The 21,562-nt window shown below is 48.5% G+C and carries 16 protein-coding genes; 6 read left to right on the top strand and 10 right to left on the bottom strand.

Going from position 1 to position 21,562, the window contains the following annotated elements; genetic code table 11:
- Positions 1–69: 69 nt before the first annotated feature.
- Positions 70–1,107: an alpha/beta hydrolase gene (locus ACY2RR_RS04065; protein WP_490106867.1), complete on the top strand. Its 1,038-nt coding sequence runs from the start codon at positions 70–72 to the stop codon at positions 1,105–1,107.
- 82 nt (positions 1,108–1,189) lie between these two features.
- A complete protein-coding gene (locus tag ACY2RR_RS04060) occupies positions 1,190–1,918 on the top strand; it encodes a hypothetical protein (RefSeq protein WP_490106866.1) in 729 nt (242 codons plus the stop codon).
- Positions 1,919–2,002: 84 nt separating this feature from the next.
- On the opposite strand, the gene ACY2RR_RS04055 is transcribed toward ACY2RR_RS04060, so the two are convergent.
- The 3 genes from ACY2RR_RS04055 to ACY2RR_RS04045 form a co-directional block, all read right to left on the bottom strand.
- A complete protein-coding gene (locus ACY2RR_RS04055) occupies positions 2,003–4,147 on the bottom strand; it encodes a 3-hydroxyacyl-CoA dehydrogenase NAD-binding domain-containing protein (RefSeq protein WP_490106865.1) in 2,145 nt (714 codons plus the stop codon).
- A 14-nt stretch (positions 4,148–4,161) separates the two neighbouring features.
- Positions 4,162–5,367, bottom strand: a complete 1,206-nt coding sequence (locus ACY2RR_RS04050; protein WP_490106864.1) for an acetyl-CoA C-acetyltransferase — start codon at positions 5,365–5,367, stop codon at positions 4,162–4,164.
- Positions 5,368–5,502: 135 nt separating this feature from the next.
- Complete coding sequence (locus ACY2RR_RS04045) at positions 5,503–6,057, bottom strand: hypothetical protein (protein WP_490106863.1); 555 nt, start codon at positions 6,055–6,057, stop codon at positions 5,503–5,505.
- Between the two features lie 560 nt (positions 6,058–6,617).
- On the opposite strand from ACY2RR_RS04045, the gene ACY2RR_RS04040 reads away from it, so the two are divergent.
- Complete coding sequence (locus tag ACY2RR_RS04040) at positions 6,618–8,093, top strand: YfcC family protein (protein ID WP_490106862.1); 1,476 nt, start codon at positions 6,618–6,620, stop codon at positions 8,091–8,093.
- Between the two features lie 67 nt (positions 8,094–8,160).
- On the opposite strand, the gene ACY2RR_RS04035 is transcribed toward ACY2RR_RS04040, so the two are convergent.
- A complete protein-coding gene (locus ACY2RR_RS04035; RefSeq protein WP_490106861.1) occupies positions 8,161–8,637 on the bottom strand; it encodes a hypothetical protein in 477 nt (158 codons plus the stop codon).
- Positions 8,638–8,789: 152 nt separating this feature from the next.
- Complete coding sequence (locus ACY2RR_RS04030) at positions 8,790–9,857, bottom strand: AraC family transcriptional regulator (protein ID WP_490106860.1); 1,068 nt, start codon at positions 9,855–9,857, stop codon at positions 8,790–8,792.
- 97 nt (positions 9,858–9,954) lie between these two features.
- Here ACY2RR_RS04030 and ACY2RR_RS04025 point away from each other — a divergent pair, with 97 nt between their 5' ends.
- Complete coding sequence (locus ACY2RR_RS04025) at positions 9,955–11,622, top strand: AMP-binding protein (RefSeq protein ID WP_490106859.1); 1,668 nt, start codon at positions 9,955–9,957, stop codon at positions 11,620–11,622.
- Between the two features lie 10 nt (positions 11,623–11,632).
- Here ACY2RR_RS04025 and ACY2RR_RS04020 read toward each other — a convergent pair whose 3' ends face one another.
- The 5 genes from ACY2RR_RS04020 to ACY2RR_RS04000 are packed head-to-tail and all read right to left on the bottom strand — an operon-like array spanning position 11,633 to position 19,211.
- On the bottom strand, positions 11,633–14,479 hold the full coding sequence (locus ACY2RR_RS04020) for an FAD-binding and (Fe-S)-binding domain-containing protein (protein ID WP_490106858.1): 2,847 nt from the start codon (positions 14,477–14,479) through the stop codon (positions 11,633–11,635).
- A 43-nt stretch (positions 14,480–14,522) separates the two neighbouring features.
- Positions 14,523–15,197, bottom strand: coding sequence for a LutC/YkgG family protein (locus tag ACY2RR_RS04015; RefSeq protein ID WP_490106857.1), 675 nt, complete (start codon positions 15,195–15,197; stop codon positions 14,523–14,525).
- Complete coding sequence (locus tag ACY2RR_RS04010; RefSeq protein WP_490106856.1) at positions 15,197–16,645, bottom strand: LutB/LldF family L-lactate oxidation iron-sulfur protein; 1,449 nt, start codon at positions 16,643–16,645, stop codon at positions 15,197–15,199. Before ACY2RR_RS04010 ends, ACY2RR_RS04015 begins: the two co-directional genes overlap by 1 nt.
- Positions 16,642–17,466, bottom strand: coding sequence for a (Fe-S)-binding protein (locus ACY2RR_RS04005; RefSeq protein ID WP_490106855.1), 825 nt, complete (start codon positions 17,464–17,466; stop codon positions 16,642–16,644). Before ACY2RR_RS04005 ends, ACY2RR_RS04010 begins: the two co-directional genes overlap by 4 nt.
- A gap of 50 nt (positions 17,467–17,516) precedes the next feature.
- On the bottom strand, positions 17,517–19,211 hold the full coding sequence (locus tag ACY2RR_RS04000) for an L-lactate permease (protein WP_490106854.1): 1,695 nt from the start codon (positions 19,209–19,211) through the stop codon (positions 17,517–17,519).
- A gap of 213 nt (positions 19,212–19,424) precedes the next feature.
- Here ACY2RR_RS04000 and ACY2RR_RS03995 point away from each other — a divergent pair, with 213 nt between their 5' ends.
- Both ACY2RR_RS03995 and ACY2RR_RS03990 read left to right on the top strand, forming a co-directional pair.
- Complete coding sequence (locus ACY2RR_RS03995; protein WP_490106853.1) at positions 19,425–20,168, top strand: FCD domain-containing protein; 744 nt, start codon at positions 19,425–19,427, stop codon at positions 20,166–20,168.
- Between the two features lie 128 nt (positions 20,169–20,296).
- Positions 20,297–21,397, top strand: a complete 1,101-nt coding sequence (locus ACY2RR_RS03990; protein WP_490106852.1) for a hypothetical protein — start codon at positions 20,297–20,299, stop codon at positions 21,395–21,397.
- The last annotated feature ends 165 nt before the right edge of the window (positions 21,398–21,562 follow it).

Genomic DNA, 21,562 nt, shown 5'->3' with positions numbered 1-21,562 from the left:
CACTAGCTGCCATAGCACTAGCTGTCACAGCAGTACCGTTAGTTAAGAAGAATAAAAAGGAGTACTGCTGTGGCTGTTTATATCGTAACGAACCGCAGAATTGATCAGAATAATCAAATCTCCATAGATGGCAGAGAGAAAGCTCAGAGTAATTTTCGGATAGCAAAGTTTCACGAGTACCAAAAAGGTATCAGCGATCAGCAAATCCATGAGTGCTACTCACTGCTGGGCGATTATGGCCTGCGGGGGTATCGGAAACTTCTTGAGACTCCAGCGGAGCAGCGTGAAGGGACTCAGGCACTGTTCGGAAATCTTTATGAAGATATGACTGAGAAATCAGGCGATGTTATGTTCTTCATTCATGGGTTTAAAAACGATCTTCATGATGAGTTTGAAGGTATTGAGCGTCTCAAAGAGCAATACCTTCACAGTGCAAAGCATCCTCAAAGAAAAGTAAAACATCTTGTTTATCTGTCCTGGCCTTCTCAGTCCGACCTGAAGTACGAGCGTGATCAGGAAGATGCCCGGGATACTGGAGTTATGCTGGGGCGATTATTCCGAAATCTGAGAATGTTCTTTGCAGATATGTTTGAGAAAGATTGTCTCGAACCCTGTCGTAACAATATTCACCTTGTTGCCCACTCAATGGGAAATCAAGTTCTGGATCACATGCTTAAGAGTCTGGAGACTGATGATCTGAAACCATTGTTCGCGGAGAGCATACTGTTTAACCCGGATGTCGATCACGATGTTTTTGCCGATGAAGGCGGTATGCGTCGCCTGACATCTATTGCGGATCGTGTACATGTGTATATGCACCGCAGCGATGAAGCTTTACTCGTTTCCCGCTATACAAAAAATGGCAAACGCAGGTTGGGGCGAAGCGGCCCGGCTTCTCCCAAAAACCTTCCTGACTTTGTGTATGTTGTGGATATCACCAACACCAAGAGTGTAGGGATGGTGAACAATATGTTCGATCATTGGGGTTATACCGAGTGCCCTGAAGTTGTGCGGGATGCCACAGCTGTTTTGAAAGGGGAAAGTACATTTTCAATTTCTGGTCGCCAGTATGAAAATACTAATCCATGGAAGTTTATTCTTCCTTAACCCTTCGTGAACACACCCTGGCTTCACAAGGGGGTAGCAGGTCGTTACTATGCGGCTGAGAATTATTTAATCGGGGGAGCCTGTGTCTGGGCAAGCAGTACAGAAGCAAGTCAAAGTTCAGCGACTGAGCAAAATTTCCGGTGATGTTTATCAGGTCATTCTGGAAGCTACAGATGGTCAACTATTACAGTGGGCTGCTGGTCAGTATCTGGAAATTATTATGCCTGCAGGGGATCCCTGTGCTTATTCCATTGCTTCAGCACCTGCGGAAGATGGGCAAACCCTAGAACTTCATATCCAGTGTTTCCCAGGGCATGAACGTGCACGCCAGGTGATTACCCATCTTGAGTCAGAAGAAATAGTGACCATCCGTTTGCCAAATGGTGATTGCCATCTTGGCGAATGTCCGGATGCGCCATTAGTGCTGGTGGCTGCAGGAACCGGTTTCGCTCAAATGAAAGCCATGGTTGAGTTTTCCTTTGCCAAAGAGCATAAGCATCCCGTGCACCTTTACTGGGGCGTGCGTCATCCCAGCGGTTTTTATATGCCAAGCCTGCCGGTGTACTGGGCCAGCGAGAAAGGTGTTCGCTATCATCCTGTGGTAAGTGAGCCTGAAGCAGACAGCGACTGGAATGGTCGTCATGGCTTGCTCTACAAAGCCATTCTTGATGACAAAGAGCAACTGGCTGGTGCCCACTTTTATATCAGCGGTTCACCGGATATGGTGTATGCGACGATGGATGTTTTGGTGGAAGCAGGTTTTCCTGAGCAGAACTTCCATTCTGATGTTTTTGCTTACTGCCCACGTTAGTTTTCATCAGCTCCTTATTAAAAAAGCCCTTGCTGAAATCTTCAGCAAGGGCTTTTGGGTTTATGGGAGGATAAGAACCAGTTATCAGTCCTTAAAGGTTTCACCCTTCTCAGCCATGTTTACCAACAGTGCTGGCGGTGTGAAACGCTCGCCATACTTGCCGGCCAGTTCATTGGCGCGGGTCACAAACTCAGGCAGGCCATACTGGTTGATGTACTGTAGTGCGCCACCACTCCAGGCAGCAAAGCCGATACCGAAAATGGAGCCTATGTTGGCGTCACGTACGGAAGTCAGCACGTTCTCTTCAAAACAACGGGCGGTTTCTACAGCTTGGATGAACAGCAGACGTTCTTTGATATCTACCAGCGACATATCGTTCTCGTCGCCAAACATGCTCTTCAGCTCGCCGAACAACTTCTTTTTGCCACCTTGTGGGTAGTCGTAGAAACCACCGCCAGCGAGACGGCCTGCACGCTCGATGGAGAGCATACGATCGATCACAGCTTCTGCAGGGTGAGGCGTATAGGTCTTACCTTCCGCTTCCATATCCTTGATGGTCTGGTTACGGATCTTGGCAGTCAGCTCCAGGCTCACTTCATCAGCTACAGCCAGAGGGCCAACCGGCATACCGGCCAGCAGACCTGCGTTCTCGATAGACGACGCAGGAACACCTTCACCCAGCATCGCCACACCTTCGTTCAGGAAAGTGCCGAATACGCGGGAAGTGAAGAAACCACGGCTGTCGTTTACCACGATTGGCGTCTTGGCGATCTGCAGTACAAAGTCGTAAGCAAAGGCCAGAGCGGCATCAGATGTCTTCTCACCACAGATAATTTCTACCAGAGGCATCTTGTCTACCGGGGAGAAGAAGTGCAGGCCGATAAAGTTATCGGGGCGGGCACTGGCTTCTGCCAGGCCGGAGATCGGCAAGGTGGAGGTATTGGAGGCAAAAATTGCAGAGCTTTCCAGCTGGGCTTCAGCCTCCTGCGTTACCTTGGCTTTCAGATCACGGTTTTCGAATACGGCTTCGATAACCAGATCGCAGCCTTTCAGATCTTCTGCAGAAGTGGTTGGCAGAATGCGAGACAGAATCGCTTCGCTCTTTTCTGGTGTGGTGCGACCGCGAGATAAACGTTTCTTCAGCAGACCTTCCGAGTAAGCCTTACCCTTGTCGGCAGATTCCTGAGACACATCCTTTAGGACAACATCAATGCCTTTACTGGCACAGGACCAGGCAATACCTGCGCCCATCATACCGGCACCGAGAATACCTACCTTTTTAACTGGCTTCTTCTCGATATCTTTTGGCCGACGAGCGCCAGCTTTAATCTCGTTAAGCTGGAACCAGAAGGTACCGATCATGTTCTTGCTGACCTGACCAACAACCAGTTTGGTGAAGTAGCGAGATTCGATACGGGTAGCAGTTTCAAAGTCAGTTTGAGCACCTTCAACGGCTGCGCTCATAATGGCTTCAGGAGCCGGGAAGCAACCTTTGGTCTTGTCACGCAACATGGCTGGAGCAATAACCAGCTTCTGCGCCATAGCCGGGCTGCTTGGCTTACCGCCAGGCATCTTGTAACCCTTCACATCCCAAGGCTGGGCAGATTTCGGATTAGCTTCGATAAAGGTAACAGCTTTAGCCAGAAGGTCGTCCGCATCGGTAGCCAGTTCAGACATCAGGCCAGCTTTTAATGCCTTGGACGGAGACATCTGTTTGCCTTCCATCAATAGTGGGAAGGCTTTTTCCAAACCAAGAATACGCACGGTACGAACAACACCGCCACCACCTGGTAGCAGGCCGAGAGTCACTTCTGGCAGACCGATTTTAATGCGCTCGTCATCCAGAGCGACACGGTGGTGAGCGGAGAGGCAGATTTCCCAGCCGCCGCCGAGAGCTGCGCCATTAATAGTAGCAACAACAGGCTTACCCAGAGTTTCGATCTGGCGCATGTTGGCCTTCAGGCCTTCCACCATATCGAAGAATTCCTGGCTCTGCTCAGGAGTAACCTTGTAGATGCTGTTCAGGTCACCGCCGGCGAAGAAAGTCTTCTTTGCGGAACGGAAGATAACACCGGTTACGGAATCGGCTTCAGCAACAAGCTTTTCAGTCACAGCAGCAAAACTGTCCTGAAAATCTTTGTCCATCACGTTGGCGGAACCGTTGGGGTTGTCCATGATCAGGTGGACAATATTCTTGGCGTCTTTTTCGTAGCGAATAGCATTAGACATGTCGTATCCCTCCCTTATACGCGCTCAATGATGGTTGCGATACCCATGCCACCACCTACACAGAGGGTGACCAGACCATAACGCTGCTGACGGGCTTCAAGTTCGTCCAGCACAGTGCCAACCAGCATGGCACCGGTTGCGCCCAGCGGGTGACCCATAGCAATGGAACCGCCGTTTACATTGATCTTTTCCCAGGATGCGCCGGTTTCTTTCTGGAAGCGCATAACCACAGAAGCGAAAGCTTCATTCACTTCAAACAGGTCGATATCGTCGATAGACAGACCAGCCAGTTCCAGAGCCTTCATAGTGGCAGGAGCCGGGCCGGTGAGCATGATGGTTGGGTCGGTGCCCACAACTGCCGTCGAGATCACCTTGCCGCGAGGCTTTAGGCCCATCTTCTTGCCAGCTTCTTCACTGCCGATCAGCAGCAGGGTTGCACCATCGACAATACCGGAAGAGTTACCGGCATGGTGAACGTGTTCAATCTTCTCAACCTGTGGATATTTCTCGCGGGCAACGCTGTTAAAGCCCATCTCACCCATCATCTGGAAAGAAGGTTTCAGGCCAGACAGGGCCTCTACAGAAGAGTCCGCACGCACCAGCTCGTCTTTTTCTAGAATGGTCAGGCCGTTAGTGTCTTTTACTGGAACCACAGACTTTTTAAAAGAGCCACGTTCCCACGCCGCTGCCGCTTTCTTGTGAGACTCAACGGCGTAAGCATCAACATCTTCACGGGTGAAACCAGCCAGAGTGGCGATCAGGTCTGCACCAATGCCCTGAGGCATAAAGCCGGTATCAAGGTTAGTTTCAGGATCCAGAGCCCATGGGCCGCCATCGCTCATCATTGGTACGCGGGACATAGATTCCACACCACCGGCAACAACCAGGTTTTCCCAGCCGGAACGCACTTTCATAGCGGCAAGGTTTACGGCCTCAGCACCGGAAGCACAGAAACGATTGAGGGTGACACCGCCAACATCGTCTTTCCAGCCAGCAGCCAGAGCGGCGGTTTTGGCAATATCTGCGCCCTGGTCACCAACAGCTGTTACACAGCCAAGAACAATGTCATCAACATCGGCAGTATCAAAGCCGTTGCGCTCCTGCAGAGTTTTCAGCAGGTCGGCCACCAGAGTGATGGGCTTCACTTCGTGCAGTGCACCGGTCTTTTTGCCACGGCCGCGCGGCGTGCGAATGGCATCGTAAATATAAGCTTCGCTCACTGATCGTTCCCCCTCCATAAATTGTGCCCTACAACATAGCGGAGACAGGTAAAGTCACAATGACCAAAGCAGACAGAGGCTGTGGCCTAACAGGCCACAGCTATCTATAAATCAGAGAGGGAATTGGTTGATTTATTACAGCTCGTCACGATTTGTGGTTGGAACAATCAATTCGAATTCATCATAGGATTTACTGCCAATGACACAGCCTTTATCAAACCAGCCATCTCTGACAACGATGCCAGCAAACCAGCGAAATTCGTCATTTACTCGATAGGGTTCAGAATCATCAACCGGTAATTTAACTCGGCAAATCGCAGAGCCGGAATCAGGTAGGTTCAGGAAATTATTTGAAAGATTAAAAAACCATGCAGACTGGTCGACAAATGTGACTTCATAGAAATCCAAGTAAAAGAATTTAGTGAATTTTTCCTGAGTATCATCTTTGAAAATAACTGAACAAAATTCTTTGTCATACTCTTTTCCGTTTTTGTTTTTAGTCTTTTCAAATACGGGAACGCCGGGATACCAGGCACCTTTTTTTTCGACGAAAGTCTGGCAAAAGGTATTTTGAAGATTCTGTCTGCGAAAGTGGGCTTTAACTGGGTTCTGACCCTCTAAAGGGATGACACGATTTGTTCCGCCGTGGCCAGTCCAGTAACTCTCATCGGGAGTAATACGGCGAGCCATTTCTGCTTCTCCAGACAGGGCTAATCCGCTAAACAGCAGTCCAAAAGCCAAAACAGCAACAAATACACTACGCATAGATAACTCCTTTTATCTGGCAGGTAATCAGGGGTTATAGACACGCTGCCAGCAATGAAGTTCATAACAAACAGGTACAGCAGTAAAAAACGTGTTTAATACCGTACAGTGAGAGGTTTCGACTAAAGAACTATTTACCAGGAATGAAACGTAGGCGTTGTTGTCTTGCTTTCACTGTTTAAAGAGTTTATTTCCGCTTTGCTTTTTAATAAGAGAAGGCTCCCAATATTATTGTCTTGATGAAAGCCCAATTTGTTAAGAATTGACAAAATAAAAGTCATCTTTGATCTGCCTCAAATTATCAAAACTTAAGGCTGATAAAATTTACTCATAAAAACGAATTTAAATATCTGCCAAACACTAACTACACCTTCGGGGCTCATTTCACGTGCTCTGGGTATATCGTGCTGTCCTGAAGTTCTGGTTGACCGTTCTGAAAAACGAAGTCACGACTGGTTGATACAACAATCAATACTGGGGGATATATGGATACTGCAGCCACTCACTCTGCACCCAGAAAGAAGGCATTCAAGATGCCAACGGTATATACAATACTGTTCGCTATTATCGCCTTGATTGCATTGCTGACCTGGGTTCTTCCAGCGGGAAGATATGACTACATAACAGCAGATACCGGGCAGTTAATTCCGGCCGCTGAATCACTTGATTACGGCGGCGATGAGCGACTGCTTCCTGTTCCGGGTACTTTCACAGAGCTTGAATCATCACCCCAGGGCTTTTTCAACGTATTAATGGCTCCGATTCAGGGCTTCCATAGGGCTGCAGATGTTGCTTTATTTGTGTTGGTTATCGGTGGCTACCTTGGTGTGATCATGAGGAGTGGAGCACTTGATGCCGGTGTTGCCTCAATCGTCACTAGGTTCAAAGGTCAGGAACAGGTGATGATTCCTATCCTGATGGTGTTGTTTGGCATTGGCGGTTCTACTTATGGAATGGCTGAGGAGACGGTTGCCTTCTGGGCATTGATATTACCCGTTATGAGCGCTGCCGGTTATGACCGTATGGTCACCGCAGGGGTTATCCTTCTTGGTTCCGGTGTTGGCGTACTCTGCTCAACAGTTAACCCCTTCGCGACAGGTATCGCTTCCGGTTTTGCAGGCTTGCAGATTGGTGAGGGTATTGGCCTGCGGGTTGTTATGTTCATTATTCTGGAAGCCGCAGCGATCTTCTATGTTATGCGTTATGCCGCCAAGGTTAAGGCTGACAAAGCTGCGTCTGTTCTGGCTGATATTCAGTTTAACGATGAATTCAGTCGGGAGGTAAAAGCTGAAGAGTTTACCGGTGCCAGAAAGCTCACTATGGCTGTGTTCTTCCTGTCATTTATTGTCATGATTTACGGCGTTATGCCTCTGGAAGATATTGGAGTAACCGCTATTCCTACTCTCTGGTGGTGGTTTGATGAACTTTCCACTCTGTTCTTTGCTTCCGCTATTCTGGTTGCCCTGATTAACCGCATGCCGGAAGGGGAGTTTATCAAGAGCTTCCTGGAAGGTGCGAAAGACCTGATTGGTGTTGCTCTGGTTGTAGCCGTGGCTCGCGGTATTTATGTTGTGATGGATAACGGTATGATTATCGACAGCATCCTCAACTGGGCAGAAGGTATGGTGACAGGTATGGAATCAGGCGGCGCATTTGCTGTGGTTTCTTACTTTGTACACGTGGTGTTGTCTTTCTTTATCCCATCAACCTCAGGTCTTGCCACAGTATCTATGCCTCTTATGGGTCCTCTGGCTGATTTTGCCAATGTTGGCCGTGATGTTGTTATCACTGCCTATCAATCGGCCTCTGGCTGGATCAATCTGGCAGCGCCAACTGCTGGTCACCTTGTTGCAGGTCTGGCTTTGGCAAAAATCCCTTACGATCGTTATCTGAAATGGGTTGCTCCATTTCTGATCATTGCTTTGGTAATGAGCGCTGTTATTTTGTTCTTTGCTGCCTGATACGATGACGTAATAAAAAAGCCACAACTCCTTTTCAGAGTTGTGGCTTTTAGGATTATGGGGGGATTTAATGGCGAACAGCATCCCCTGAAAGGCTCTCAAGAATAGTTTCCATCGCTTCTTCCCGTGAGACACATACATCAACTTCGTCTATATGCGGATCCTCACTTTCGCTCACGAGTTCTGCTACGTCTCTTGAAAAACTTTCCAGCAGCTCTTGAATCTCTTTGGAATGCTCTGTGAGTTTTTGGTCAAATTGAATGACGAAAACCGGGTTGTTTTCACTGTCTTCCAATGTGGTTTCATACAAGCCATGGCGAAAGTGATCTTCATCAGTCAAATCGGCCAGGGCAAAGGTGCGTGTTGTGATTTTTGATTTGAGAACAGACATCAACTCAAGAGCGTCAGCACCCGAGACCATACCATCTTGTAAACACTGGGTAATAAACTCTTTGGGGGTTTGCCTTGAGTCTCTGAACCGGTTGAGCAAGTCCTTGTGTCGGTAAACTCCGTTTTCCGAACTGGGGCTTTTCTTATTTATCATGGCACTCTCCCCTCCGTTGAGTTTTTTCAGTTTACCTGCGAATTTACTCAAAAGGGAAGGCTATCAATCGCGACAAATTTTATGGCAATGCGTCATTGCCATAGAAATCAAGTGCTTACATAAAAATAGAAAACTATGTCTGTGCTGACCTGTTATTCAGCCGTAACCCGCTCTTCTCGCCAGGCTCCTGGAGTTAGTCCTGTCCATTTTTTGAAGGCGCGGTGGAAAGTACTTGGTTCTGCAAACCCTGTCAGTTCAGCAATTTCATTAATTGACATGTCTTGGCGCAGCAGGTGGTAAACAGCAATATCCCGGCGAATACTGTCCTTGATCTCCCGGTAGGAGTTACCTTCGCCTTTCAAGCGCCTGCGCAGAGTCTGGGTCGACATATTCAGACCGCTGGCAATATCTTCAAAGGAGGGCAACTCTTCATAGCGAGTGTTGGCCAAACGTCGGCGGATGCGGGCAGAAAGGCTGTCATCGTGGCGATAACGGGTTAGCAGGTTACCGGGCACTTCTGACAGAAACTCATTCAGGCTACGAGCATCCTGAACAACAGGCATGGAAAGATAACGGGAGCCGAACACTATCAGGTTAACAGGCTGGCCGTAGTTGCGAGCACAGGGAAACATCAGGCTGTACTCATCAATATCCCTTGGCTCTGAGTGGCAGAAATCTACCCGGTTAAGTAATAGGTGACGTCCAATAAGCCAGCTGCTCCAGCGCACCAGACAGATCATTAAAGATTCTATAAGGAAGTGGTCGTCCAGCTCTCCCTTATCAACATGCTCAATCGCAATTCTTGCTTCCTCTCCCTGGCAGGAAAGGCTGAAGTTCATGCTGGGGGTAACCATGGAAAAGAATTTAAAGCAGCGACGCAGGGCATCACCAAGAGTGGCGCTGGTAATACAGGCCCGAGCCATCATATTAAAAGCACCTGCGGGAGAGGAGTGCCCAGACAGGCCAAAGAACTCGTCTTCAAGCTCAATACAGATTAATTGAATAAGTCTGCTGTAAGCCTCTGGGTCGGCTCTTAACTCGGCATTGGTGAGGATATTAGGATCAATGCCTGCCTGATCCAGTAAAGCAACACTACTACCTTTTCGGCTTTCATATCCGGCAAGACAGGAGCGAACAAAAATACTGGCTATCGTTCTGGTCGGCCTTTCATCTTTCATCGGTATGGCTTTATTTTTTTCCGAGTAACGTGATTGTTCCACTGCTGGCCTCAGCAAGCAACCAAAACCCCTCGATTGGCTATCACCCTTTTATTGTGTTGTACTGGGTAAAAATAAAAATAAAAAATGGACTTTCATCATGGCAGCAAAGAGTGCTCCCCTCTCCGGGCTGACCACAACTCCTCTAGATATGCTCTATTACTGGGAACAGAATCACCCAGAGCAGATCTATCTTCGCCAGCCTGTAAATAGAAAGTGGAAAGATTACACCTGGAAAACATTTGCCAGGCAGGTGCGTATTGTTACCAGCTGGATTAAATCCCAACATTTACCAGCCGGCAGCCGTATAGGCATTCAAGCGAAAAACTGTGCGGAATGGTTGATTGCCGACATGGCCATAATGATGAGCGGCCATATCAGCGTGCCGCTTTATCCAGGGCAATCCCCAGATGACCTTCGTTACATTATTGAGCATGCCGATATAAAACTGATTTTTGCCGGTCGTCTGGATCAGCCGGAATGGTTGCAACAGGCGCTCACTGAGAGTTGCCAGACCATTGGTATGAGCGGTTGTGCGCTGGAAACGGATTTCAGCCTTGATGACATACTGACAACTGGAACGCCCTATAAAGACAGCCCTCGCCCCGGCCCAGACCAAGTATTCACGCTCATGTATACCTCAGGCACAACCGGCAACCCTAAAGGTGTAATGCACACCTATGGCGGAGTAGCCTTTGTCTGCTCCCGTATAGTGAAAGTGTTTAATGTCGATTCAAGGGATCGCTATCTCTCATACTTGCCACTCTCCCATGCGGCTGAACGAGTTGTGGTTGAGATGGCCAGTATTTACTCCGGTGCCAGGGTACATTTCGGGGAAAATATAGATACATTTCTGGATGACTTGAAGAATGCCAGGCCAACACTGTTCTTCTCGGTTCCCCGTTTATGGCAGAAGTTTAAGGCAGGTGTTGAAGAGAAAATCCCTCCTAAACGATTGCGGATGCTTTTGCGGATTCCTGTTCTGTCGCAATTGCTTTCAAAGCAGATATTGAAAGGTCTGGGACTGGATAAGGCTCGTATCTGCTTGTCTGGTGCGGCGTCAATTCCAAAAGATTTGCTGCAATGGTATAACCGCTTGGGGCTGGATATCCGCGAAGGTTATGGGATGACTGAGAATCTTGCCTATGGAACTTTCTCCCAGGGTGGCAAACCTTTGTTTGGTTCTGTTGGCACAGCTATGCCGGGTTGTGAGATTAAATTTAATGATCAGGGAGAGGTTTTGTTCCGTAGTCCTGCTGTTATGCGGGGCTATTACCGGGAGCCTGAGAAAACATCAGAGGTTTTAAAAGATGGTTGGTACTTTACCGGGGATGTTGGTCACGTTAACGACGATGGGAGTCTTTTTCTGACCGGCCGTATCAAGGACCATTTTAAAACCAGCAAAGGTAAATTTGTTGCTCCGGTTCCTATTGAAGATCGCTTATCTACCCATAACGCCATCGAACAGCTTTGTCTTATGGGGCAGGATATGACTTCCCCGGTTCTGGTTGTCAGCCTGTCCGACTCTGGCCAGCTGTTGGAAAGAGAGCTGTTGCAACAGGAATTAGAATCTGAGGTTGAACAGGTAAACGATAATCTAATGCCCCACGAACGAATCGGCAAAGTGTATATAACCCGGGAACAGTGGACTGTTGATAATGGGTTGGTGACGCCAACCATGAAGATCAAGCGTCACCAGTTAGAGCAACATTACAAAGGCTGGATTGAAAGCAGGGCAATTGTTCAGGAAATGGTGGTTTGGGACTGACGCCGTTTCCTCAAGCTTCATCTCTTATGCAGCGATCCAGCAAATAAGCAACAGAGTGATAGGGCACACCACTATGGTGGCTTAAGCCAATCTCACAGGTACGGTTGGCAGAAACACCTTCACGACAATTCTCCGGTACCTGAGTGTTAAGAGGCGCCAGGGCACTCGCATTCAGCTCTGGTGTGGTAAATCCTTTGTCACCTGCGAAGCCACAGCAGGTGATGTCTTTTGGTATAACCATTTGTGATGTACAGCGGCTGACAATGGCTTTTATCTTTTCTGCTCCCCCCAGTTTCTGGAGGCTGCAGGGAACATGTACCATTACAGGTTCGTCACCCTGCTGAATGTCCAACTCATCCAGAAGGTGTTCGTAAGCAAACTCAACAATGTCATAGATTTGTAAGCCTCTGGCACCGTCTTCGTTTCGTTGCTGTCCGGTGCAACTGCTGGTGTCGGAAATAACCGGCCACTCACCATGTCTGCTTGCTTCCCAGAGTATCTGGTGTAATTCGTCGGCTTTGCTTTTTGCTGTATTTGGTTGCCCCTTGGAAGCAAAGGGCTGACCACAGCAAAGGCTGGAAACAGATTCTGGTATAACAACCCTGTAGCCAGCTTTTTCCAGCAAACGTTTTACAACTGTGGCCTGTGGTTCCTGTTCAAAGTCCATCCGGGATGGCGCCATATTACGGCTGGCACAACTGGGAAAGTAGACGACTGTTTTTTGCCCCTGCACCTCTGGCAAAGAGTCTTCTTTCAGAGGCGTCTGACTGGCCGCTTTTGGCATAGCATCGTTCCACAGTGGAATACGTTGCCCGGACAGCTTGTGCATAGCGCCGGATATTCCAGCCATGGCATTTGTTCCCAGAAGGCTGTGAGCCGTATCAGCAACTCTTAATGCCGTACGAACGCCTGCCGTGGTTCCACCGAAGTGGTCTCCGACCCATTGTGCTGTGTTGTTAAAGCCTTTGTTCTTATCTGCTCTAAGTTTGAGGGTAAGTTTCCCGGTATTGATTTCTACTGGGCAGCGGGTAGAACACAGACCGCATGCTGCACAGGTATCGATGCCTTGCCAGGCGTACTCACTTTCCAGTTCCTGTAAACGCTGAAGTTCTTCCGGAGATTGTCCTTCTCGCTTAAGCCTGCTGATTTCACGCCACAATACGATGCGCTTTCTGGGAGTCAGAGTTAAAGCCTGAGATGGGCAGACAGGTTCACAGAAACCGCATTCGATACACTTATCCACAAGTTCATCGGCTGCAGGCAAAGGCTTTAAGTTGGAGACATGGGCGTTTTCATCATCATTAAGAATAACGCCGGGGTTAAGAAGGTTTTTTTCGTCAAACAGTTGCTTGACGGATTTCATTAACTGATAGGCGTCACTGCCCCATTCCAGCTCAACATAAGGCGCCATATTACGACCGGTACCATGTTCTGCTTTCAGGGAGCCACCAAACTCCACGGCAACCAATCTGGAAACGTCATCCATAAACTGGCGATAGCGTTCAACCTCCTCCGTGGAATCAAAAGCCTGGGTAAATACAAAGTGGAGGTTGCCTTCCAGAGCGTGGCCAAATATCAGGGCTTCACTGTAATGGTATTTATCAAACAATTGCTGAAGACGAATAACACCTTCAGTCAGTTGTTCAACGGGAAAGGCAACATCTTCAATAATAACGGTGGTTCCTGTCTGGCGTATTGCACCAACAGCAGGGAACAACCCTTTACGAATAGCCCACAGTGCGGAGTATTCAGCCTCTACCTCCGTAAATGCCACACGCTCCAAAACTTCGAAACCGGCGATGATATGTTCAATTGCTGTAACCTGCTCCTGCAGAGAACTCTGGTTTTCTGCGCGGGTTTCTACCAGTAAGGCACAAGCATCTGCGCCTAATTGACTGTTGATAAACTCCGGCAATCCAGATTTGCCTTCGACCGAAGCCATAGCCCTTCTGTCCATCAGTTCAACAGAGGATACCGGTGCAGGTTTCAGTGCTGTAACGGCACGGCAGCAGGTTGCGACATCGGGGAACACAACCAGAGATGATGCTTTGTGGGCATGGTCAGGAACTGTGTTGTAGGTGACTGAAGAAATAAAGCCAAGAGTTCCCTCAGAACCCACCATAAGATGGGCAAGGATATCCACGGGGTCACTGAAATCCACAAGGGCATTGATGCTCAGCCCTGTGGTATTTTTCAGGCGGTATTTGTGGCGAATTTTGTCCGTCAGTTCAGTGTTGTGTCGAACCCCTTCGGCCAGTGTCGTCAGACCTTCCAGAAGCCTATTATGGCTGCTGCGAAATGCCTCAACGCTGTTGGTATTGCCTGTATCCAGCAGGGTGCCGTCGGCCATGATCATGCGAATGCTGTCTAATGTATGGTAAGTGTTTTGTGCCACACCACAGCACATACCACTGGCATTATTGGCTGCAATTCCCCCAATCCGGCATGTATTGATGGAAGCTGGATCTGGACCAATCTTTTTCCCCAACGGTGCCAGAATAGCGTTCGCCTCCGAACCAATGACCCCGGCTTGAAGAGTGATTTTTTTGCCATCCTCGAGAAGCTGGTGTCCTGTCCACCCCTTACTGGCAATAACCAATACTGAATCGGTAATGGCCTGCCCGGACAAACTCGTGCCAGCTGCCCGGAAAGTAACGGGCACCTGTCGCTGATCTGCTTCAGAGAGAATTAACTGAATCTCCTGCTCGTTCTCGGCAAGAATCACCAGCTGTGGAATAAGTCGATAAAAAGAGGCATCCGTGCCAAATGCCAGTAACCGGGACGCATCGGTTAACAGGCGATCCTTTGGAATAGCGTTTTTGATAGCGTTATAAAAGCCGGTGACAGCAGTGTTCATTTTTTATTCTCTCTTCTACCTGAGCAGCAGGGCAGCAAACTGCTTACTCAACCAGCAGGACAATGAGTTCACGTGGACCATGTGCGCCATAGGCGAGAATCCGGGCAATATCTGCAGTTTTGGATGGCCCGGAAATCAGTAAAGCATTTGTGGGCATGCCCATAGCCCAGTCTTCCTGCCTGATAACATCGGCAAGGGTATTGTGGATATCTTTTGCTTTCAGCAGAGCAAAATGGACAGGTGGAACTAATGACATGGCTCTGGGCTCATGCTCATCAGGCCAGAGAACCAGACTTCCAGTTTCAGCAATTGCACTTCGGCAAGTTGTCAGTGATGCCGGGATATCAAAGAATAGTTCGTCCTTCAGGCTTAACGGGTCATCTGGCACGGTTTGCAAAGTTAACCCGGATTCAAAAACGAATTCCTGGGTTGCCATGCGTTTACCAGTTTCTCTCTTGGAAGATACCAGCAGGCTGTTGATGCTTTTCTCTGACAGTATCTTCGTAAGAAGCTCTGGCCAGAGTTCTTCAGTTGTACGGTGAATTTCTGTTTTTACCGCAGTCATCGCAGTAATAAAGTTCTGAATACGCTGATTGCTATCCCAATCATAACGAGCTGTTTGCCCGCGATCATCAGACAGGGAAAGGCTTGGATCTTCACCTAACCCCTTACGCAGGCGATTTAAAATATTGGTTCTGGACTCAATACTTGTACTCATTAGTCAGCGCCTCCCTGCTGTTTTCTATATTGTTTTACCAGACTGTGCAGGCTTTTCTTTGATGGTTTGGGAGACGTTCGATAGTCAGTCCAGCCTTTCATTTTCGATGGAGTTAAACCTCTGAAAAGTGTGGCTGACTGGGCAAAACTTCTATAAAGAGCCGGCGAGCTGTAGAGTTTGCTCCAGCTGAGCCAGGCCGCTTTTTCTGTATGAGTGTACTTGGTGCCATGCCCGCGGATAACGGCCTCTTCACCCTTCTTGAGTTTACGGACACCTTCATGGCGCAGACGCCTGAGTAAATCAGGAATCGGAATACGCACAGGGCAAACTTCTGAACAGGCACCGCATAAAGTGGAAGCACTGGGTAAATCTTTGGTTTCTTCCATACCCAGCAGGTGAGGCGAAAGTATTGAACCTATTGGACCTGGGTAAGTGGTGCCATAGGCATGACCTCCAAGACGCGTGTAAACCGGGCAGTGATTCATACAGGCTGCACAGCGAATACACTGCAAAGTCTGGCGCATTTCCTGGTCGGCATAAGGAATGGTGCGACCGTTATCCAGCAGAACCAGATGCACTTCTTCCGGCCCGTCTTCGCTCCCTTTACGGGGAGAGGAAATCATATTCACATAGGTGGTTATAGGCTGGCCGGTTGCCGAGTTGGTCAGCAGGGTAAGCAAAGGCGGCAGGTCATCCAGGTATTCAATAACCTTTTCGATGCCGGTCATGGCTATATGAATTTTTGGCACAGTGGTGGCCATGCGACCATTGCCTTCATTTTCCACCAGTACCAGTGTACCGGTTTCAGCCACCATGAAATTTACCCCGGTAAGGCCAATATCTGCTCCGTGAAAACCCTTTCGCAGTTCTTTACGGGCGGCCTGAATCAGTTCATCAACATCTTCTGTGTATTCACACTCATCCAGGTTTTCTTCAAACAGGCGGGCAATGTCTTCTTTCGTCTTGTGAATGGCTGGCATCACAATGTGAGAAGGTTTGTCTTCAGCCAACTGAAGGATATATTCCCCCATATCGGCTTCTACCGGACTAATACCTTCTCGTTCGAGAAACTCGTTTAGTTCAGTCTCTTCACTGACCATGGATTTGCCTTTAATCATGGTTTTAGCACCATGATGCTGGGCTATATCCAGAACAATCTGGTTGGCCTGCTCAGGGGTTTCAGCCCAGTGCACACGAATACCATTGTCACGCAGTTTTACTTCCAGCTGCTCGAGTAAGTCCGGAAGTTTGGATAGAGCTCTCTTGCGGATGCTTGCCCCAAGATCACGGAGAATTTGCAGCTGTTGATCATCAGTAAAGCGACCACTGCGCTTATCCATCAGGAAGTCCATGGCTTCCCGGAAGTTAGTGCGTAGCAGAGGATTATTCAGGTCACGATCAACCCGCTCGTCAAAACTCAGGTTCTGGGCTGGAATACGTTCGCTCATAAGCTATCACCTCCGATACGTTCCCAGAGATAAGAGGCCAAATGTTCTCCTCTCATTTCCTTATCCTGGAACTCAAAGGCACCGTTTATATTCATCAGGCAGCCAAAGTCTGCACTTACCAGCCGATCCGCTCCGGTATCGGAAATGGCTTTTACTTTGTCGTTTACCATGGCGCCGGAAATATCCGGGTAACGGACACAGAAGGAGCCGCCAAACCCACAGCACTCAAACTCGTGATCCTGAGTAATGCGGGTAACGTTGCTGAGACTGTCAACTAAAGCCCAGCCGGTTTGATGAACATTCATTTCTCGTCGTGCGGCACAGGACGTATGTACTGCTACAGTTTCTGGCTTGCCTTTATCTTCCGGCTGATAACCCAGAACATGTACAAGAAATTCGGTGAATTCAAATACCCTTTCTGCAAATGCGAGAGCCTGCTTTTCTTCAGGGTGGCCGGCAAACAGTTTGGGATAATGGTGATGCATCATGCCACCACAGGAGCCGGACAGAATCACAACCGGCCAGTTTTCCGGCATGATGTTCATCTGTAAACGGGCAACATCACGGGCTTCGTCATCATACCCGGAGGTATAGGAGGGTTGGCCACAGCAGGTTTGCTGTTCTGCAAATACAGCCCTGATACCTTCTCTTTCCAGCAGCTTTATAGCATCAAGGCCAGCTTCAGGCTGCAACAGGTCAACAAGACAGGTTCCGTATAAATACACTGTCTCAGGCCGGGAAGGGTAGGCTCTTTTTTTCTGGACGTTGGGCGTGGGTTGCTGACTGCTCTCGCCCATGGCATCTACGAAAAGTTCTGACATACAGAAAACCTCGACAACCGGAGCCAGCCTGGCCGACTCCGGATTTCTGATCAGCTGACCAGAGGATCAGTGATACCGAAAACAGTCAGGGCTAATGTGCCCAGAATACCGGCAAATATCACATAGTAGATAGTGGGCAGAATGGTCATTCTCAGAGTTGCACCTTCACGCCCCAATAAACCAACCGTCGCGGAGGCGGCCACCACATTGTGAATAGCAATCATATTGCCTGCTGCTGCCCCGACAGCCTGCATGGCAACCATCATGGCACCAGAAACACTAAGAGCTTCAGCCACACCAAACTGGAATTGAGACAGCATCATGTTGCTCACTGTATTGGAGCCTGCAATAAAGGCGCCCAGTGCCCCAACGGCCGGAGCAAATACGGTGTAAACGCTGCCAAACGTGTCTGCCACAAAGCTGGCCATAGCCACTGGCATACTGCTGAGTTCCGCACCGTTCACACCAGAGTTAATCAGTATGCGGACCATGGGAATGGTGAACATCAGTACAAAACCAGCTCCCAGCAGCGTACGGGTAGATTCCCCGAGAGCCGCCCCCATCTCTTTCAAAGATATGCGATGCAGAACCACTGTCGCTAAAACTACTGCGACCAGTATGCCTCCAGGCAGATAGAAAGGTTGAATGATGGCACTGATGCCCGCTTCTCCCAGAATATTGCTGAAACTGAGAGAAACAGATTTCGTGAGAGCTTTCACCGTGTCACTGGTTCGGCTGAGAACTAGTAGTGCTGCAACCAGTACATAAGGCATCCAGGCTTTGAACAGGGACATGTCTTTGCCAGCGCTTAAGCTGTCCAGCTTGATTTCCAGTTTCCCTGTCCACTCTACAGGCCACTTTTCAGCCGGTGCAAACTGCCACACTTTCTCAGGCATCAGGAAGCCGGCTTTAGCTGCTGTTGTAACTACTGCCAGACCTACCAGCCCGCCAAGCAGGGATGGGAACTCTGGACCAAGGAAAACGCCGGTAAACGCATAGGGGATGGTGAATGCGAGACCGGCAAAAATTGCAAATGGCAGAACCTGTAAACCATCTTTCCAGGATTTATTCCGCCCGAAGAAACGGGTCATCATCATAACCATGAACAGAGGCATCAAAGTACCGACAACGGCATGGATGATGGCAACTTCGCTGGTAATCAGCTGTAGGAAGGCATCCCAGCTGGAACCCTGAGCCACCAGTTGCTCACCAATAGTTTGAGTATCCAGGCCTTTGTTTACGCCAATGATGATGGGTGTACCTACAGCACCAAACGACACTGGTGTACTTTGAATCATCATGCCAACCATAACGGCAGCCAGTGCCGGAAACCCTATTGCAACCAGAAGAGGTGCTGCGATAGCCGCTGGAGTGCCAAAGCCGGATGCACCTTCAATAAAGGAACCAAACAGCCAGGCGACAATGATTGCCTGAATACGTTGATCTGGTGTTATACCAACAAAGCCAGCTTTAATCGCTGTTATCGCACCAGAATGTTTGAGTGTATTCAGCAGCAGAATTGCGCCAAAGATTATCCACAGTACGGCAATTGTAATAACAAGCCCCTGCAGGGAGGACGCCATTACGCGGTTAAATGAAACATCCCAGGCAAACACGGCAATACCAGCAGTTAGAAGAAAGACTGCAGGCATTGCGGTTCTTGCTGGAAGGCGAAAGCCAAGCAGCAGAACAGCGGTGACAAGAATGGGAGCAAAAGCCAGCAAGGCCTGAACGCCAGGACTCATGGGGTGTTACCTCTCTTATTCTTATTTTGCGGCCAACAAAACACTTAAAATAATAATTGGTCTTACCAATTATCCAATTTTCGCGCAGAATAATGACTCTGTATAAGTATTGTCAACGAATAAATGTTTATTTTTGTTCGGTTGAACACGGGGCTTGCATCTACTAACCGAGGCGGTTCCAATACCGGCAGGGGCTAAGAGAGAGAACAAGAAGTGAAGCAACAAACCCTGGCAGACCGTATTACCGCAAAGCTGGAAACCATGATTGTGGAGGGTGTTTACAAGCCAGGAGATCGCCTGCCACCAGAAAGAAAGCTGGCAGAGCAGCTGGAAGTTTCCCGCCCATCACTGCGTACAGCTCTTCAAACGCTAGCGGCCAAAGGTATTCTTCGGTCGCGCCAGGGTGGCGGACACTACATAACCGATACCTTGACTCGTTCGGTTGCCGACCCACTGGTAGAAATGTTGAGCAAGCACCCTGAAGCTCAGGATGATGTATTGGAGTTTCGGGTACTGCTGGAAGGCACCTGTGCATTTTATGCTGCACAAAGAGCAACAGACGACGATAAGCAAAACCTTCTGGAAGCTTTCAAGCTGTTGGAAGACAGTATGGGGACTGATCAGGAAAGCCAGGCTGACCTGACATTTCACCTGACCATAGCTGAAGCCTCACATAACATTATTCTCCTGCATACCATGCGCGGTATTTTCAGCCTTCTGAAACATAATATTGCTACCAATATTGGCGGTATTTATAACAATCAGGAAACGGGCACTCAGCTGCTTCAGCAGCACAAGCTCATTATGGAAGCCATTCTGGCAGGTCATCCAGAGCAGGCTCGCCTGGCAGCAGAAGAGCATATGGTTTACGTGCGAGAAACCCTTGCAGGTGAAGACAGAAAGCAGATCAGACAGCTTCGGGCCAAACGGCGTACAGGGTTGCTGGAGGCGATTTGATGACCGTCCTCTCTTTGTGAGAGGGCTGTTATTTCACAAAGAACACATAATCAAAACAATTATCCACAATAGAAAATAAATCCCTTTCTATACTGCTGTTCCGTATTCGAACGAATATCCTGAAAGCAATGCTGCGTAAGTCAGTTGATTCTCCCTATCTGTTGCCCTTGATTTTTGGCGTTCTAATAGTTGCCTTTATGGGGGCTCCCTCACTACAGGCTCTTGAATCTCCATTATTGCTAACAGAAGAGCAGCCTGCTCCCTTGTCTGAAGAGGATAAAAATCTTCAGTATTACAGTGTTTTTGATAAATCTGGCTGCACTCACTATGGAAGAGTGGGCGAAGGAGGTTATATCAGCCTATGGAAAGGCTGTAAGAAGGAATGGGATGCTCCTGAGCTTGTTGGCCACTATTTATTGGGCGGGCAATTCCAGAGGCCAGAAACGGAAGGCCAGCTAATACTGCTTTACGATGATCAACAACCTTTGTGGATATTGAAGCCTGACTCATACCCGGAGTTGGTTTATCCGGCCAATAATCTGGAGATATCTGAGGTTATTAAAGCGCTTGAATCATTCCGAGGCAGTGAGCTTACGCAAAAATCTCTGAAATGGTTGGCAACACCAGCGCCAAAGGTGGGAGAAGGCATTTACGAAAGTATTAAAGCAGGTTTAACCTTTGGCGGCATAGTTTATGCCATCAGCTTTTTTGCTCCCTTGATTGTCAATGATTTCCTTCTGCCAGGAGGTGACCTTGTCCGCGCGTCGGGGGAAATTCTGATTGGTAAACCTGCTGAACGGTACTGGAATCTTGCCCCACAGTTTATGAACCTGCTTTTTAATGAAAGCGTCATCGCACCTATTGTAATCGATGGATTGACCGCTCTTTTGTTCAGGTTACGTTCAACTTCTAATGATGGTTATCCCGCATATAACAGGTATGCAGCTTTTATGCATGGAGCTGCTTTTACTCTTGCGCATGCAGCAGGCAGATATCCTCGAGAGCCAGCTCGAAGGGATGGTCTTGAAAGAGCAATCCGCTCTGATTACCAGCTCGTTTTTACACTGTCACTCATTGGTGAGCTTGCGTCATCCTGGTTTGTGACCACTCCTCTTCATGCTAAGTACGGTTGGCGGCATGCCGCTCTTGCAAGAGGCATTATCAGTGGAATGTCTATATACGCTGGCAGGAACTTGCCTAAACGATATGTGTATCGGCCAGCGAATTAGGCAGTGTCGGGGACAAAATTTAACGAGTCCTGACAAATAGAAAACTTATTTACTCAGAAACTATCTATCTTGAATGGCCATTGGTTTGTTGTTGATGTACTGAGATGTTTCGACTCAGAATAAACACAATAAGTTGCCTATTAGTGATATTTGTCTTGTCGCAAG

The sequence above is a fragment of the Parendozoicomonas sp. 2304DJ65-17 genome (assembly GCF_058148445.1).
The sequence above is the reverse complement of the archived record's forward strand: the minus strand, read 5'-3'. Positions and strand labels throughout refer to the sequence as shown.